We start from the raw sequence: 16,827 nt of genomic DNA, 5'->3' as shown, positions 1-16,827 counted from the left end.
AAGATCATCATTCAATGTTAATCTTCTGCTTTTTAGCAAACTAAACTTAATATAAATCTATTCCTTTTTGATGCAAATTATCCAAACAATTTTTTAAATATGCATCATCATGTTCTAGATAAATTGGATCAGTCCACGGAATAGCTGGTAAACTTTCATACTTAGGACAATATTGTCCTCTATAATAAGAATCAAACCATTTAACATCTGGATGATAATGGCGCCGTTGCATTTCAGCTAATACTAACAAATGAAATTGATACAATTTATATGGTGAATACTGAAAAACATAGTTAACAGTAGAATGTGGTTTGTCCCAGACACTTCCGCGCAAAGCCGCAATTTCTCGATGTTGCCCTAATAACTGTTGCCTAGGCAATCGCCAAATTAAGTCTTGATGCCATAATCTCATGATATTTTGTACTCAAAAATTAATAACTTAAGCTACTTAGATAAATAATAGAGTCACGTATATGAAATAAGACTATAAAACATCTTTGCTAAATTAACTTATGCTTTACGCTTTGCATTTTGATTTATCTTACACGAATTTTCAATAATTTCTTCGCGCCATTTAGTATCAAAAGATTTATTTTTTAATGAAGTGTATGAATCATCTATTGCCTGGATTAATTTTTTTGAGGTAAAATTGAGGTCCTTACTAAATGTAATAAAATCATCAATTTTTAAAGGCATAATTTTAACAACAGAATTTGTAAATTTTCCTGCATGATTTGATGATTCTAATGGAATGGTTGCAACAGCTCTCCAAATATTAATCGTGTTGCTATCAAGATCATCTGCTAGGAATAAAGTTGTCGATGGTTTATCAGAATCAATGGAAAGATTTGCTGAATGTCTTAAAACTGGCTCCCATTCGCCACGCTTCTGTGCTTGCTTATTCATCAATGTGGCTTCTATCATTATTATATAATCTTTATAGTTGATAATAATATCACCATCTCCACCACCCGCATGTGTTAAAGGTAAAAAATTAGCATCAAGTGTTAATCGAAATGAATCCATTAAGCTATACTGTTTATCTGAAAGATAATACCAAGCAAGACCAGAAATATATTCAAAAATAGTTGGGATATCAGCTTGATTGGTCACTCTCTTTCTAATTTTTTCATCATTATTTCTGTCTTTAAACATATTGAGTAGATTGAATACCTTTTCTTTTGGAAAAGTTTTCTTAACAAAACAATTAAATTCCTTGTCCTTCTTTTTCTCAAGATATTTATCAAGAGAGTCTGCATCATGTAGGTTATATTTTTTAACAACAGACTCGATTTGTTTTTTAACATCGTTTTCGTTTATTTTTAATATTTCAGTTAATGAATTTAATTCTCCAAAAGGACTCGATACACCAGACTCATAATTTTGAAAATATTCAGAATTTAAAATATCGTCTCGCAGATTGTTAATAATCTCTTCATTTTCAAAAAAATCCTGATTTCTAATAGAAATAGGACCTGATTTCGTTTTAAATAATCCTGTAGCTTCAAGCAAATACTTAGTTTCACTTGTATTTTCTTTTAACCGATCCTTTGTTTTCGATACAATAAAGCGTTTATAAAATACCTGATTTAATTTATAAAAACTATCGCAAGTGAGCAATTCATGATCATGATTATTATTCAAAAAATCTTTAAGTAATGTTTTAGACTGGAGTTTAAAAATTGATTTACCATAACCAAAAGCTTTTTTTAGAGCATCTTTACTTTTCGAATTTGAAAATAACCGTTTAAGATTACAATAATTTTTTTGGCATTTGCCACTTTCTATAAAGTCGCAAAGAATTTTGTAAAAAGAAAAATATATGTCAGTAGTTGATGACGATTTCCGATTAGTAAAAATATTTTCGAAATCTTTTTTAGGAATTTTTTTATCACCTAAACTTTTAATACATTCAGCCCCACTCTTATCAATATTTTTTTCCCTAATAAGGCAAAATAATAAATCATTAAATCTATGATTTTTCAAGTAATTTTCAATTTTATCAATAGTATATTTTCTAGTTGGAGAAACCAATTGAATTAGCTTCATAAAATTCGAAACTTTGTAAATATCATCGTCGTTAAACTTTTTTAATATTAAATACAAGGCAAATTTACCTGGAGAATAATAAAAACTACCATCTTTATTATAAATTCTCACTTTGAGAATTTGACGTAATATAATTATATTATCTGGAGCTAAATTTAATGATTTTTCAAGTAAGTCTAAGTCAAATTCTGAGGGAGTAAGTAAAGCTTTTCCAGCAGGTGTTAATTCACGATTATTATCGACAAAACCCATATTACTTAATGAATTAGTATAGTGTCTTGCACGTGATTCAATTCCGTTATCAAGAATGGTTCCTAACGTATATTCCTTACCCTTTTTATTCTTATAAACTTTTTTAGTAAAATCTAATGAGGAATCTAATGAATGGAATTTTTTGTTAAAATCTGGATTTTTTGTTAAATAGTCTTCAAAATGATCAAATTGAGGATGGTCTTTAAATGTACCGACAGAATCATTAACCGCTCGTTTGTAAAATCTATATTGATTTAATGAATTTGGATAAGCCGCCCAGGGATTATGTGAATTAATTTTAAGATCTTTGATAATGCGTAAATAAATCTTATAAGCATTTAAAACATCTCTTCTCCGTCCATTTGTATCATATAAGTTGAAAATTTTGTTGTCAGATTGAAGTTTCATAGTTTGTAATTAATACCTCCTGACTAGAAGACCGTTTTGTATGATAATTTGAATATTTAAATGAATTTGTAACTCTATTAATATTATAATTATTTCCCCAATTTAGCAATTTAATATTTTGTTTGCCTTTATGCTCAATAACATTGCTAAGAGCGAATTTAGCACCTTTTTTGTCAACTTTGTCTAAATAATGAAAAAGATCTTGATCATCCTTGGCACTCCAACCATCTGTTTCATTATAAGTCGCTGTTGCTATCGAATATGGAGGATCAGCATATACAAAATCTCCTTTAGTAACTTCAATGTCACGAAAATCTTTAGATATCACATATGGTGAAATTTTTTTCCAAAAGTAAGTAAAATCATGAAGTTTTTTTCTCATATTGACATTAAAATCACGTTTGCCCACAGGATTATTAAAAAAACCATTTTTATTAAACCGAATTTGATTATTAAAACCAAAAATAATTAAAGCATATAAATATAAAGGTCTTAGACATGAATATTGTGAACTATTATTATAGTCAGTCCGTAATCTCATATAACCAGACTTATTAATTGCGGCAAGACCTTTTGAGGAAGAAGTTTTGTAGAATTCATATCCAAAAGCCATTGTATTAGATAAGTCATAATGTCTGATAATCTTATCAATTGATTCTTCAATAAATATTGCTGAATTATTATCGATAAAACGAATAAGATCTACTAATTGCTTGTTATTATCATTAAAAATATACCGATCAGCGCTATGATAATTAAGTGTAACAACACCACTTCCACCAAATAAATCAACCATTGTGTCACATTGAGTCGGAAACAATGGTATTAGCTGATTCATAATACGATATTTTCCACCAGTATAATTAAGAAATGATTTAATCATATTACTTTTCCACCTGTAACAAATATAATAATTCCTGGTGATTTTTTATATTAGACTTGCCAGAAGAAAATGGTTTAAAATTTTGAGTAAATATTCTAATTTCCCCACGTTTACTCAGTGAATTAATAATCTCACTATGAGATATTTTTGCATTTGATCTTCCTGAACCTTTCTGATCCATATTATTAAAAGAAACTAATACATACTTCGCATTAATATGACGAATTAAATCGTCAAAAGCTTGAGGTGCACTAACTAAATTATACTTACTTTTACGATCATTACGATCAATACTCTTTCTAGCAACACCAACTACTTCGGGTTTTTTCCAATCTGCAATGTTTTCTAGAACGTGATATGTATCCACATATTGTCGTGAATTATATGGAGTATCAATGTAAATCAAATCAGCATATATATGACGAACTAACTTATTAGCATCCTCTTTAAAAATTTGACTGTTGGAATGATTAATTAGTGGCATTTTAAATGAAACCTTATCAAAAGAATCCATTTTTTTACGATACGAATCATAGTGACCAACTGTATTAGCTACTTTATCACTACCATAAATTATTGACGTAATAAGAGCAGCATATTCTCTTTTACTAAATACATTTTTATGATCTTCAACCCACTGACGCGCACTACCAATTTTGTCAGCATTACCTATACTAAAATATTTACCACCATAAGTTTTTTCTAGGTACCCATCTCCATAGCCCCGAATAGAATTCATCTTTTCAAGAGCACTTTTTATATGATTCAGGTTAATTTGTTCATTACCAAAAAATGTTTGATAAATCAAATAATTTGAATGTAGGATATCATTGATAATAACATGTTTACCTTCACTAGCAAACATATCAGCAACAACGCCTGTTCCACCAAAAATATCAGCAACAGATTTGATTCCTTTTGTGTTGTTAGATACAACTCTATTGATAAAAGATAATAATTTTTCTTTCGAACCAAGATATCGACGATTTTGAATTTCGAATTCATTTTTTTTCTTTAATTTTAAGTCATTAATTTTATAGTTTTTCCAAAAGAAGTTCTCTTCTTCTCGTTTAGTCATAGGAATACACCTTTGTCTTGAACTATCTCTTTGTTTTTGAAACTTATTTATTGACACCAACTATGCCTCACTTCTATTTTATATCTAATAAAATAATTCTACCGTTTTAATTTATCAACTCTTATTAATCCGGTAACGCTATAACCATATTATAAAAAATCTACTTATTTTTTCAAAAAACTATTTATAGCTTTCAAGTTTCATAATTCTATCGCAGATTATATTTAAAAAAATTCAAAACAATTTCAAATTTTATAATTATTTTCAAACTAAGCAATGTTGTAATTTTTATAGTTTTTAACATATTAATTCAATACTTTAGTTTTTATTTACCTGTCCGTTCCAGCACCGTGACCGCCTCAACATGCGGTGTTTGCGGAAACATGTCAACAGGATCGATTTGATTAAAGGTGTAACCTTCATTCATAAATTCCTGCAGGTCACGAATCATGGTTGCGGGATTGCATGAGATATAAACAATCTTCTTTGGACTAGTTTTTACTGCTGCTTCAATAAATTCTGGCGTTAATCCTTTGCGGGGTGGGTCGACAAAGATGACATCAGCTTTCATCCCCTTAGCAGCCCATCTTGGCAGCACTTCTTCAGCCTTACCAGTCACATATTTGGCATTACTGATACCATTCAACTTAGCATTATTATTGGCATCTTTCACCGCGTCAGACACACTTTCAATTCCACGGACAGATTTAACGTGCTTGGCAACGCTTAAACCAATAGTTCCAATACCGGAATAAGCATCAATCACAATATCATCAGGCTGTAAATCAGCTTTTTTAATAGCTAAATCATATAAGCGGGGTGTTTGCAATGAATTAATTTGAAAGAAACTTTCAGGGGAAATCTTAAACTTCACATCACCAATTTGATCTGTAATTTGTGGCTTACCGAAGATTAAGTAATCAACTTTACCTAAGATAACGTTGGTCTTCTTCGGGTTATAGTTCAAGACCAAACTAGTTACGCCTTCAATTTGCTTAATTGCCTCAGCCACTTTAGTTAATTGCGGAAAATCCTTGTGCAGGCAAACCAAGATGACCATGATTTCACCGGTAGCCTTACTTCGACGGACATCTAAATACCGCACCTCACCCTGATTATGAATTTCATCGTATGCAGGTACGCGGTACTGACGCAATACATCCCTAACTGCAACTAAAACGCGGTCAATTTCAGGATCAGTCGTAAAGAAATTGGTCAGTGGCACTAAATCATGTGAGTGTTTTCTGAAAAAGCCAATTTCAAGCTGGCCCTTAACTTCACGAACAGGCACTTGTGCCTTGTTACGGTAGCCAGTTTGTTCTGGACTAGGCAAGGTATCGCCCACTTTTACATCATCTAAATGTGCTTTTTGCAGTAAATTTACTACTTGATTACGTTTAAATTCCAGCTGCTTATCGTATTTAACGTGTGCTAAAGATGCCAAGCCAGTTTGAACCCACTGGTTGAGCTTAATATTAACCCGGTCAGGACTTTCCTTAATGATTTGCTCGATTTTAGCAAAAGCAAAACTCTTTTTGACTTTTAAGATCTTGGCTTCTACCGTTTCTCCCGGTAAAGCATTGTTGACAAATACCGTCATCCCTTCATAATGAGCCACACCCATTGCCTCATAAGATAAATCGGTAATTTCTAACTTAATAATTTGATTTTTTTCCATATCTTGTCCTTTTTTACAAACATAATTAATATCTCTATTTTACTAAAAATCCTAGCAAAAGTAATGCACAAGTCGATTTCTTAACATTGGATTAATTTCAGTTTTTTCCCTTCACACTTACTTTAGTCTGTGTTACTTTTATTATTAATAAATTAAAGAAAGGACGTTTTTCATGAATAATTATGATACTAATTCAGATAGGCGCCAAATCCACACCATCTCCGAAACTAATACTTTTTTAACTAAAATGTATGCGCTGATGGGTGGTGCAGTGCTTGTTTCTGCATTAGCTGCCTATTTAACAATGACCGTATTCAGAAGCGCTGTAATGAACATGCCAGTAGCAATGATGTGGCTCATCTTATTTGTCCCTTTTGGCTTATCAATGGGAATTAGCTTTAAAGCGGATCGCAGTCCGGTAGCCAGTCTAGTAATGTTAACAATTTTAGCCGGAATTTACGGCTTTGAGTTTGCCTTGATTGCGGGCTTTTATACCGGCACCCAAATCACCTCTGCCTTTGTCTCAGCAGCCGCCGTCTTTATTGCTATGGCTTTATTTGGTACTTTCACTAAAAGGGATCTTAGCAACTGGAACGCCTACCTGAATGCTGCTTTACTTGGTTTTGTAGTTGCCCTGATAGTTAACATGTTCTTACGCAACCCTGCCGTTAACTATGTCTTCTCATTTATTGGCGTCATTCTTTTTACAGGCTTAGTTGCCAGTGATGCTAACAAGATGAAAGCAATATACGTCAATTACGGTAATCAAGTTTCAACTAATGGCTTGGCAGTACTTGGTGCATTGCAACTCTACCTTGATTTCATTAATATTTTTATGTTCTTACTAGAAATCTTTGGTGGCAGCAGCAATAGTCGCAATTAGCGCCAAACCATCAAGATAATAATAAGTAGTTCTTAAGATAGAACTACTTATTTTTTTATCAAAAAAACACTCCTGATAACTAATCAAGTTAATAAGGAGTGTTTTTAAATTCCCGAAATTTAACTAATATACTAAAGCCTTTAAAAGATTTCTACTTCAGTACCTACTTCAATTGTTGGAAAAGCTTTCTTTTCAACATATAAGGAACCTGGTAAATCGGCTTCTTCATCGCCCGTGAACTTAACGGCAATATGACCCAAATTACTCAAATTGGTATTAACTTCACTACCCACTGCGGTAATTTGATAATCAGTATCACCAATTTTAAGTGTCATGCCTTTTATTATTTTGGCATCTACTTTGTTAACGTCAATAATGAAGCAAGAGTCACGTAACGCACTTGGTGCTTCATCACCGAAGAAAATCAACATGTCAACGGCTTTGAAATCTTGTGCTTCTTTGCCAATTTCTCTAACTACTGTTTTAAATATAGGCTCTTTTCCCAATTTTTAGAAATCCTTTCTATTTTCCACTGTAAAGGCCGAAACTTGCAAGCCATGCTACGAATACACGTGGCACACCATTTATAAATCTTGAATATAATACTGAAGTAACTCCGACTTCAACGGTTTTTGCATCTGCGTCCATTAGACCTAACCCAACTGGAATAAAATCACAACCATTTTGGGTGTTAATGGCAAATAATGCTGGCAGAGCATATTGTGGTGGAATGTTACCCTTGCCAATTTCTACTCCGATCAAAGTACCAATAATTTGTCCAATAACTCCGCCGGGTCCTAATAATGGTGATAAAAATGGTAAGGAACAAATAAAACCTAGAAGCATCAAGCCCCATACATTACCGGCCAGTGGAGTCATCAGTTTGGCAAACCACTTACCAATACCCGAGGCATTGATAATACCAATCAGCAGCGATACAAACGCCATGAATGGCAATATGGTTTTAATTACAGTATCAACAGATTTTTTAGCTGCTTGGTTAAAAATCGCCACGACCTTACCAACACCAACACCAATTTTAGCTACCCAACTTCCATCATTTTGTTGCGTTAAGGTTTTATGAGTATCAATACTGCTTTCAGTTGGCTCAGTTTCCGCTGCGTTCTGAGTGCTATCTGCTGAAGCGTTTTCTTCCGTACTGGTAATTTCATCTACATTAACAGCAGATACGTAAAGTTCTGGTGTAATGAATTCTGCTAGCGGTCCTGATTTTCCTGTCGAAAGCACATTAATTGTTTTTATTTTCTTTTTAGGATAAATACCACACCTTAACGTACCCCCACAGTCCACAACTGCTACAGCGATCTCTGCATCAGGAATAGAGGTTTTAAAACCATCTACCGCTTTCATGCCTGTTAACTTAACCAGCTTGTCAACTATTGCCGGTTTGTTGCCACCGGTAACATACAAAATTGTGTGTTTTTGTTCAGTTGGTGTAATTACTAGGGGCCCGCCCCAGCCACCAGAACCGTGAACTATTTTCACGCTTTTCCATTTGGTCATAATTTTGTCATCTCCCATCTTAATCTATTCCGCAACATTAGCTTCTTTAGACAATTTGATCCCCGTTGTCTTACATACATATTCAGTAGTAAAGTCGGTAATCCAACCGCCAATAAAGTTCATAACTAAACCGACAAGTAAGTATCTCACGGCTAAATCCATGGTATTCAAGCCTAACTTCTGGACACCAGCCGCAATTCCCATCCAGATGAAGTACTCTGCTGGGTTGATATGCGGAAACACACCATTACTCGTGTGACAAAATTGGGCACATGAAGCATAGTAACTAGGTTTGTAATATTCGGGTAAAAACTTGCCCATAGTATGTGCTAAAGGGTTACCCAGCATAAATGCTGCAATAAAAGGTAAAATCATATACCTCATGAACGGATTCTTGGAAGATGCCTGAGCAAATTTGTTCATTTTCTTTTGCCCAATCATTGCAATCAAAGCATTCATGAATACCAGCATAATCAAAACTAACGGAATAATTGTGCTTACCCAATTTGCGAATTGCTTACCACCAGCTTGAAATAATCCCATAAACCAAGTGGCAAAATTAATAATATATTTCATAATTCTCGCCTTCTCCTTATTTCTTTAAATTTTCCAACTAACTCATTCTTCCACATTGAAAATACAGGCAGAGAAAGAAAATTAGTACTCGTGTCTATATCCTCTCGACTCATCTTGCCGGTTTGATAATTAATCAAATTGCGGTAAGCATTCAAAATACATTCTTGTGTGAGAGAATCGTAATTATTTAATTCTTCGTAACTGCTAGCTAGTAAAGGTAAGCAGTTACCTTCTAATGATTTTAATTGTTTAAATCTGGCAAAAATGCTTACGCCCTTCATTATTTGAGCGTGACTGATATTGCCCTGTTTATCAATATTAAGTAATAACAGAGTTCCAGCCCTAAGTTTTTTAGGATTCTTTCCGATTAAAACTTTTCCGTTTTTACACATCTTGCGAAAAACTTTGACAAAATTCTTAACCTGTAAAAAACCGAAAAAACTTTGAAGTAGAAAAACTGCCCCTAATAACAGTGAAATAAATAAAATATTCAATTTATACACCTTCTGCTATTTGAATTAATTGTTTTGAGTCATCATATTGAGCAATATTGTCGTATAAAATTTCGTTTCTAGAAATTAAGCCAATAAAATCGTAAAGTCTTGATGTTGCATCGATAAGTTCCTTATTTAAGCTGTTCGGAATGCCAATTAAAAAAATCAATTTTAGTTCATTCTTTTTGAATGAAATTTTATTGTCAATAATGCCTACACTAACCAGTATTCTTTCTTTGTTTGAAAAATCAATCGCATGAGGAATTGCAATTCCATTCGTAAAAATATTATTGGTATCTTTTTCTCTTTCAATCCAGGTGCGTTTAAAATCAGGAGTTAGTTGCCCTTTTTGTACTTGATGGTCAATCATCTTGTCAACGGCGTCGTAGTAATCTTCGGCTTCAAGGTGTTCTACGGATAAAATAATCTTCCCTTGCTTTATTAATTGCTCAATCACAGAAATTTGCATAATTATCGACAATGCTTCCGGTCTGAAGGCCGTGCCCACATTTACTACTTGCACATCTTTTATTTTTAAAGGCTTATCAACAAAAACTAAGAGGAATTTGTCATTAGCTTTCTTGAATTCTGTCACATTAGCGAAAGAATAAGTTCTTAAATTCTCAAAAACATTCAGCAACTTATTTTCGATGAACCCTTTAACGGAACTGCGAATTGAGCCGACAAAAGCCACTCTTACCTGTTCTTTGGTGTCTTCAGAAATTTCTTCCAGAAACATTTCAAAATAGACCACGTAATAATTTAATTCGTTTTTTGAAAGGCAAACTGCAAATTGAGTATTTATCCTATCAGCTAGTTTTAAACTAAATTCCAAGGCAATCGGATAGTTGTCAGAAATATTTCTGGGTAAAACCTCAATAATTTTCGTATATAAAAGTGTCCGGTTAATTGAAAATAATAAATGCCACTTAATTCTTTCATAAACTGTTTGAGCATTTAATCCATATTGCAGCAATGTACTTTTAAAAGGGACAAATAACAGCTCATAATTTTGGTGAAAAGCCTGTTCTGTACTAGCTAAATTTAAATAATTATTTTTAGACAAATCTAATGGCGAAAGAATAAATTTTATTTCTGCCTTAGTAATATCCGTGATTGTCTCTTTTAACTCGGCAATTAAGTTGCAGATAGCGCTAGTTTCATTCCATAGCGGACAATAGTGTTCAGGCAACTGCTGCAGAGTATAGCCGTAATTTTTAAATACTTTGACCGCTAAGATATTGTTTAATATTTGGTGGTGAGCTTCTTTTGAAACTTCTAAGCTTTTAACAGTCTCAGAAAAGGTGGTAGTGAAACTTAACCAGCTTGATTTGGAAGTGTGATTAATGACAAAATTTCTTAGTGCACAAATCTCATCGAAATTGCTGGCAAAGCTAACTTTGATTCCCTTTCCCGTTTTAGACTCAATTTCACCTTTATAAGAACTAAGACTAGCTCTAATCTGCTTTAAGTCCTTATTGATTACTTTTCTGCTAACAGTTAGTTTATCTGCTATATCATCAATTGAAATAAAATTCTTATTTTTAATAAGAATATCAATAATTAATGCTTTTCTCTTAACCGGGTCATTTAAATCCAGCTCACCTTTTAAAAATTGAGTTTCAATATCCAGAAATTTTGAATAGTCATTTATTATTAACTGAAATCTTTCAATGCCAGCCGAAATATGTGCTGATTTTCCTAAAATAGAATTTATTTCAGCAATACGTTTATTAGCTGTTTTAGCAGAAATATTACTGTAAGCTTCAATTTCTTGCATCGTCATTGAGCCATTTTCAATGAAGAGTTTTAAGAGTCCAAATAAATAGCTATCCATTAGTTTCCTTTCATCTAGCCCCTCGATTTTCCTCCGGCTACATTGATGGTGACACCGGTAATGTAACTTGCTCTATCGGAGAGAAGATAAGCTACTAAATCTGCAACTTCATATAAGTGACCGCTTCTACCCATTGGAGTGGTTGAGGTACTCTTATAGCCCGCACGCAAATCATCTACGGTAATATTTCTGGTATAAGCCAGTGCATTTTCATAAGTTGGTGTTCTTAAACCTGTTGCTTCCATGATTCCTGGTGCTACACCGTCAACTCTGACATTAAATTTACCCAGTTCCTTAGCCCAAGATCTGGTAAATCCATTAATAGCACCTTTAGTAGCCGAATAAATACTCTGACCTTGCGACCCTTCTAATCCGGCCTCAGAAGACATGTTAATAATTACACCGTGTTTTTGTTTTACTAAAAAACGACCGACTGCTTGAGACATAAGCATTACACTTTTAACGTTTACCGTAAACATTTTTGCCCAGTCTTCTTCGGTCATTTCATATTGACTTTCAGGATCTTTCTCATCTACTAAAAGCCGGGGCAAGTTAATACCAGCATTATTTACAACACCATCAATTCGACCATATTTTTCAACTGTATGTTTGACTGTTTGCTCCACTTCCTTTTTATTTGTCACATCTGTGTGGCAAAATTCCACATTCTTATTAGCATTTTTAGATTCGTTTAAGTCTGCATCAACAACTTTTGCTCCCCTATCGGCCAGCTCCTTGACAATAGCTGCTCCAATACCAGATGAACCTCCTGTCACAATGTAAACTCTATCTTCAATATTTAACCAATCTTCCATGTTAATATTCCTTTCTGTATTCGATTACATTATTCAGTTTAATGAAATCGCTTGCAGATATTAATAACCTCATTTTCAGCATTGGCAGAAATTTTGGGTATTAAGTTAAAGATTGGGGTTAGTAAAAGCCAATAAAAAAACATTAAGTTACTAGAAAATAGTAACTTAATGCTTAATTTCCCTTTTTGTTGTTTTATGTCAGAATCGCTGATTATTTTATTCCCCGATAAAAAATTCAATGCGCTGCTGCAAATTTTTAAAGGTAACAGGACAATAATCACCGATTTCACCGTCAAGGTTAACCGGCAATTTTGCGTGTGCACTTTTACCGGTTAATTCAATTTTGAGACTGGTAGTCTTGGTATAAATAATATCAGGATCATCAACGTGACGCCCGTTCAGTGCCAGTGCCATTAATTTAAGCAGCTTCACCGGATCAGCAGGCTTAACAATAATTAACTGAAATAAACCGTCGCTTAATTCAGCATCTGGCATTATTTGCTCAAAGCCACCAATGGAATTGGTCATGCCCAATAGCAGCATCGACAACTTACCTTCATATACGCCCTCATCATAAGTTAAACGCATTTCATTTTCAGTTAAATGTGGCAACATCTCAGCACCCTTGATCAAGTACGCTGTGTAGCCAAGAGCTGATTTAACCTCTGAAGGAACGCCATAAGTCAGTTCAGTTAATGAGCCACAAGCTGCGATATTAACAAAATATTGGATGTCTTTAGCAAAAGTAGCTTGACCTATATCCATTTTGCGCGTTTTATTTTTAAGAATGACTTTGGTAGCTTCGGCAACGTCATTACGAGGAATATGCAGAGCACGGGCATAATCATTGGTAGTGCCTGCTGGAATTATTGCCATCTTCGGTCTTTGTTCCAGATAGGCAATGCCATTCACAACCTCATTAATTGTGCCATCACCACCGGCAGCGACAATTAGGTCAAAACCTTCATTGGCAGCACGGGTTGCTTCTTTTTGCGCGCTTTGTTTTTCAGGGGTGGTTCGAAAAGCACTCGCCTCATAACCGGCACGTTCTAAAACGTCCAATATATCTGCGACATTTTTTGGCATCTGTTCGTGGCCGGAAACAGGGTTATAAATCAGTCTTGCTTTTTTAGTCATAATTTCTACCCTTTATCACTACAATAACTTACTTAGCGCTTTTGCAATTCTTCATTCAATAATTTATTAATTATTTTTGGATTGGCTTTTCCGCGAGTTTGCTTCATCAATTGACCAACAAGGTAGCCGATTGCACGATCTTTACCGTTCTTAAAGTCTTCAACTGATTGCGGGTTGTTATCAACAACTTCCTTTACCATTGGCGCTAAAACACTGGTATCGGACAACTGCACCATGCCTTTGTCTTCCACATACTTCTTAGGGTCAGTACCATTAGCAATAGTTTCCGCAAAAACTTTTTTCGCAATCTTAGAAGAAATTGTGCCATCCTTGATTAACTTAATCATAGCTGCCAAGTGTTCAGGGGTCAACTTAATATCAGCTAAAGAAACACGATTATCATTTAAATAACCATTAACTTGCGTATTCATCCAGTTGGCAGCAAGTTGCGGATCAGCACCAGCTGCAACGGTTTGGTCATAAAAGTCTGAACTTTCTTTAGTCTGTAAAAGGACATTGGCATCATATTCTTTTAAGCCAAACTCATTAACATACTGGTTATAGCGTTCTTCCGCAGAGCGTGGCAAGGAGGCTTTAATTTCATCAATCCACTCTTGGCTAATATGATCGGGAGCAATATCTGGTTCCGGGAAGTAGCGGTAGTCCGCATCGCCTTCCTTAACCCGCTCCAAAACAGTTTTACCAGTTGCCTCATCAAAACGACGAGTAGAAAGTTGCACGCGGCCACCGGAAAGCAAAACTTGCGCCTGCCGTTTTTCCTCATAGGCTAGTGATTTGCGCACATGCTCAAATGAGTTCAGGTTTTTCATTTCGACCTTAGTACCCAATTCTTTTTGACCGGCAGGTCTAATGGAAATATTGGTATCAACACGCATTGAGCCTTCTTCCATCTTAACGTCAGAAGCACCAGTAAATTGAACTATCTTACGCAATTTTTCGAGATAAGCGTATCCTTCATCAGGATCGGCAATTTCCGGTTCTGAAACAACTTCAAGCAGAGGCACACCCTGACGGTTTAAGTCAACGTAGGAAAAGCCGTTTGTACCGTGAGTATTTTTACCGGCATCTTCCTCAATGTGCATTTCGTGAATACCGATACGCTTTTTCTTACCGTGAGACTCTATTTCAACATAGCCGTCACGTGCTAAGGGTTGGAAAAACTGGGTAATCTGATATGCCTTAGGGCTGTCAGGGTAGTAATAATTTTTCCTGTCAAAATGTGTAGTCGGTAAAATATGTGAATGGGTTGCCAAAGCAACCATGATGCCTAAACGGTAAACATCTTTGTTAACGTATGGCAAAACACCTGGCATTGCCCAATCAATGACATTAGTTTCTGTGTTGGGCTTGGCACCATAACTTACTGGCGAAGGTGAAAAAATCTTACTTTTAGTTTTTAATTCAAAGTGAACCTCGAACCCAATTGTTGATTTAAAATTCATCAGTTAATCCTCCATTCCAGTTGGTGTTTTTTCATAAAACTTGTTAGTACGTTCAATAAAGTCAGCCACTTGGAAGATACTGCCTTCATCAAATCTTTTAGCCATAATTTGCAGACCGACAGGCATACCGTCTACTAATCCAGCAGGAACACTAGCAGCAGGAATTCCAGCTAAGTTTGCGGAAATTGTCAAGATATCGTTGTTATACATTTTAATTGGATCAGATATTTCGCTGCCAATACCAAAAGCAGGTGTGGTAGTAGTTGGTCCCACAATAACGTCATTTTCAGCAAAGATTTTATCGAATTCTTCACAAATCAGCGTTCTGACCTTAGAAGCCTGTCTAAAGAAACGATCATAAGAACCAGCTGAAAGTGCAAAAGAGCCGAGCATAATCCGCCGTTTTACTTCTTCACCAAAGCCTTCTGAACGTGACTTAACGTAAACATCTAATAAATTCTTAGTATCTTGAGCACGATAACCGTAACGAATACCATCAAATCTTTGCAAATTCGATGAAGCCTCACTTGAAGCAATGATGTAATAATCTGGAACAACGTACTTAGTTAAAGGTAAAGATACTTCACTGATAATTGCTCCTGCATTTTCCAAAGCATCAATTTGTTCTTGGATAGCCGCACGCATATCACCATCAACGGCAGCCATATATTCTTTTACCACTGCTACGCGTAATCCCTTGACATCTTGACCAATGTATTTGGTAAAGTCAGGAACTGCTCTAGTTGACAAGGTCGAATCATGACCATCGCTACCGGCAATAACATTTAAGACTTGAGCTGAAGTTTTAGCACGTTTACTCATGACACCAATCTCATCTAAAGACGAGCCAAATGCTATTAGACCCCAACGTGAAACCCGACCATAGGTTGGCTTAATACCGAAAATACCATTAAATGCAGAAGGTTGTCTAATTGAACCACCAGTGTCTGAACCTAAGGCGGCAACTACTTGACCTGAAGCAACTGCAACCGCTGAACCACCAGAGGAGCCACCTGGCACTTTATCTAAATTCCACGGATTGTGAGTTATACCAAAATAAGAGTGTTCCGTAGATGAACCCATCGCAAATTCATCCATGTTGGTTTTACCCACAAAAGTCACTTGCGCTTTTTTCAATCTTTCAATTACTGTCGCGTCATAAACCGGGATGTAATTATCCAAAATATGACTAGCAGCAGTAGTCTTAACGCCTTTAGTAATAATATTATCTTTAATGGCGATTGGAATACCTGCTAATTTATTATGCTCAAAATCCAAGTCATTTGCTGGTTTAGCATCATCTTGGATTGTGATCCAAGCATTTAACTTGTCATCAGTTTTTTTAATATTTTCAACTGTGTCTTGCGCTAATTTGTCAGCTGACAAAGTGTTTTGGGCAAGTTTTTTATTCAAAGAGTCTATATCTTCATTTAAATAATTCATTACTCGTCCTCATCCTTATTAATAATTACAGGCACCTTAATGAAGCCATTGGCTTGGTCAGGAACATTTTTCATTAATTCATCTCTGTCTTGCCAGTGTTCCGGCTTATCTTCTCTGAAAACAGTATCGCGATCAACAACTTGAACAGTTTCTTTAACTCCATCAGTATTAACTTCAGATAATTGATCAGCCATATTGATAATCGAACTCATCTGTTCAGTTACTTTCGCAATATCTTTTTCATCAATTTCAAGTCGCGACAAAACCGCAACGTGCTTAATCGTATCTTCTGTGATTTTCACGCAAA

At 34.9% G+C, this 16,827-nt stretch carries 16 protein-coding genes; 1 reads left to right on the top strand and 15 read right to left on the bottom strand.

The features are described 5' to 3' along the window. Window positions 1-46: 46 nt before the first annotated feature. From LACWKB8_RS02795 to rlmD, 5 genes are all read right to left on the bottom strand, one after another. Window positions 47-412: a TIGR02328 family protein gene (locus LACWKB8_RS02795; RefSeq protein ID WP_038521699.1), complete on the bottom strand. Its 366-nt coding sequence runs from the start codon at window positions 410-412 to the stop codon at window positions 47-49. A 98-nt stretch (window positions 413-510) separates the two neighbouring features. After that, window positions 511-2,709, bottom strand: a complete 2,199-nt coding sequence (locus LACWKB8_RS02790) for an AlwI family type II restriction endonuclease (protein WP_038521696.1) — start codon at window positions 2,707-2,709, stop codon at window positions 511-513. Further along, window positions 2,693-3,592, bottom strand: coding sequence for a Dam family site-specific DNA-(adenine-N6)-methyltransferase (locus LACWKB8_RS02785; protein WP_052059641.1), 900 nt, complete (start codon window positions 3,590-3,592; stop codon window positions 2,693-2,695). The genes LACWKB8_RS02790 and LACWKB8_RS02785 overlap by 17 nt, the downstream gene beginning before the upstream one ends. A 1-nt stretch (window position 3,593) precedes the next feature. Then, on the bottom strand, window positions 3,594-4,670 hold the full coding sequence (locus LACWKB8_RS02780; protein WP_082229321.1) for a DNA adenine methylase: 1,077 nt from the start codon (window positions 4,668-4,670) through the stop codon (window positions 3,594-3,596). Window positions 4,671-4,995: 325 nt separating this feature from the next. Continuing rightward, window positions 4,996-6,348, bottom strand: a complete 1,353-nt coding sequence (rlmD, locus tag LACWKB8_RS02775; protein WP_038521690.1) for a 23S rRNA (uracil(1939)-C(5))-methyltransferase RlmD — start codon at window positions 6,346-6,348, stop codon at window positions 4,996-4,998. Window positions 6,349-6,520: 172 nt separating this feature from the next. Between rlmD and LACWKB8_RS02770 the strand changes: the two genes are divergently transcribed. Further along, window positions 6,521-7,231: a Bax inhibitor-1/YccA family protein gene (locus LACWKB8_RS02770; protein WP_038521688.1), complete on the top strand. Its 711-nt coding sequence runs from the start codon at window positions 6,521-6,523 to the stop codon at window positions 7,229-7,231. A gap of 140 nt (window positions 7,232-7,371) precedes the next feature. Here LACWKB8_RS02770 and LACWKB8_RS02765 read toward each other — a convergent pair whose 3' ends face one another. From LACWKB8_RS02765 to gatC, 10 genes are all read right to left on the bottom strand, one after another. Then, window positions 7,372-7,737 carry a PTS glucitol/sorbitol transporter subunit IIA gene (locus LACWKB8_RS02765; protein ID WP_038521685.1) on the bottom strand — a complete coding sequence of 122 codons (366 nt, stop codon included), beginning with the start codon at window positions 7,735-7,737 and terminating at the stop codon, window positions 7,372-7,374. Window positions 7,738-7,753: 16 nt separating this feature from the next. After that, window positions 7,754-8,755, bottom strand: coding sequence for a PTS glucitol/sorbitol transporter subunit IIB (locus tag LACWKB8_RS02760; protein ID WP_038524940.1), 1,002 nt, complete (start codon window positions 8,753-8,755; stop codon window positions 7,754-7,756). Window positions 8,756-8,779: 24 nt separating this feature from the next. Next, window positions 8,780-9,331, bottom strand: coding sequence for a PTS glucitol/sorbitol transporter subunit IIC (locus LACWKB8_RS02755; RefSeq protein ID WP_038521683.1), 552 nt, complete (start codon window positions 9,329-9,331; stop codon window positions 8,780-8,782). Continuing rightward, complete coding sequence (locus tag LACWKB8_RS02750) at window positions 9,328-9,825, bottom strand: transcriptional regulator GutM (RefSeq protein WP_052059640.1); 498 nt, start codon at window positions 9,823-9,825, stop codon at window positions 9,328-9,330. Before LACWKB8_RS02750 ends, LACWKB8_RS02755 begins: the two co-directional genes overlap by 4 nt. A gap of 1 nt (window position 9,826) precedes the next feature. After that, window positions 9,827-11,662: a helix-turn-helix domain-containing protein gene (locus LACWKB8_RS02745; RefSeq protein ID WP_038521681.1), complete on the bottom strand. Its 1,836-nt coding sequence runs from the start codon at window positions 11,660-11,662 to the stop codon at window positions 9,827-9,829. Window positions 11,663-11,676: 14 nt separating this feature from the next. Continuing rightward, entirely contained in the window at window positions 11,677-12,477 is an 801-nt protein-coding gene (locus LACWKB8_RS02740; protein ID WP_038521678.1) for an SDR family oxidoreductase, read from the bottom strand. A 216-nt stretch (window positions 12,478-12,693) separates the two neighbouring features. Continuing rightward, window positions 12,694-13,614 (bottom strand): diacylglycerol kinase family lipid kinase, encoded by a 921-nt coding sequence (locus tag LACWKB8_RS02735; RefSeq protein WP_038521675.1) that lies wholly within the window; start codon window positions 13,612-13,614, stop codon window positions 12,694-12,696. Window positions 13,615-13,646: 32 nt separating this feature from the next. Continuing rightward, entirely contained in the window at window positions 13,647-15,077 is a 1,431-nt protein-coding gene (gene gatB, locus LACWKB8_RS02730) for an Asp-tRNA(Asn)/Glu-tRNA(Gln) amidotransferase subunit GatB (protein ID WP_038521672.1), read from the bottom strand. A 3-nt stretch (window positions 15,078-15,080) separates the two neighbouring features. After that, the gene (gatA, locus tag LACWKB8_RS02725; RefSeq protein WP_038521669.1) at window positions 15,081-16,520 is read right to left on the bottom strand and encodes an Asp-tRNA(Asn)/Glu-tRNA(Gln) amidotransferase subunit GatA; all 1,440 of its coding nucleotides are present in this window, start codon (window positions 16,518-16,520) and stop codon (window positions 15,081-15,083) included. Beyond that, window positions 16,520-16,822 (bottom strand): Asp-tRNA(Asn)/Glu-tRNA(Gln) amidotransferase subunit GatC, encoded by a 303-nt coding sequence (gene gatC / locus LACWKB8_RS02720; RefSeq protein WP_038521665.1) that lies wholly within the window; start codon window positions 16,820-16,822, stop codon window positions 16,520-16,522. The genes gatA and gatC overlap by 1 nt, the downstream gene beginning before the upstream one ends. Window positions 16,823-16,827 lie beyond the last annotated feature (5 nt).

It is taken from the genome of Lactobacillus sp. wkB8, assembly GCF_000761135.1.
Classification (GTDB): domain Bacteria; phylum Bacillota; class Bacilli; order Lactobacillales; family Lactobacillaceae; genus Lactobacillus; species Lactobacillus helsingborgensis.
Note: the sequence above shows the minus strand (reverse complement) of the source record. Positions and strands in the feature narration are given on the sequence as shown.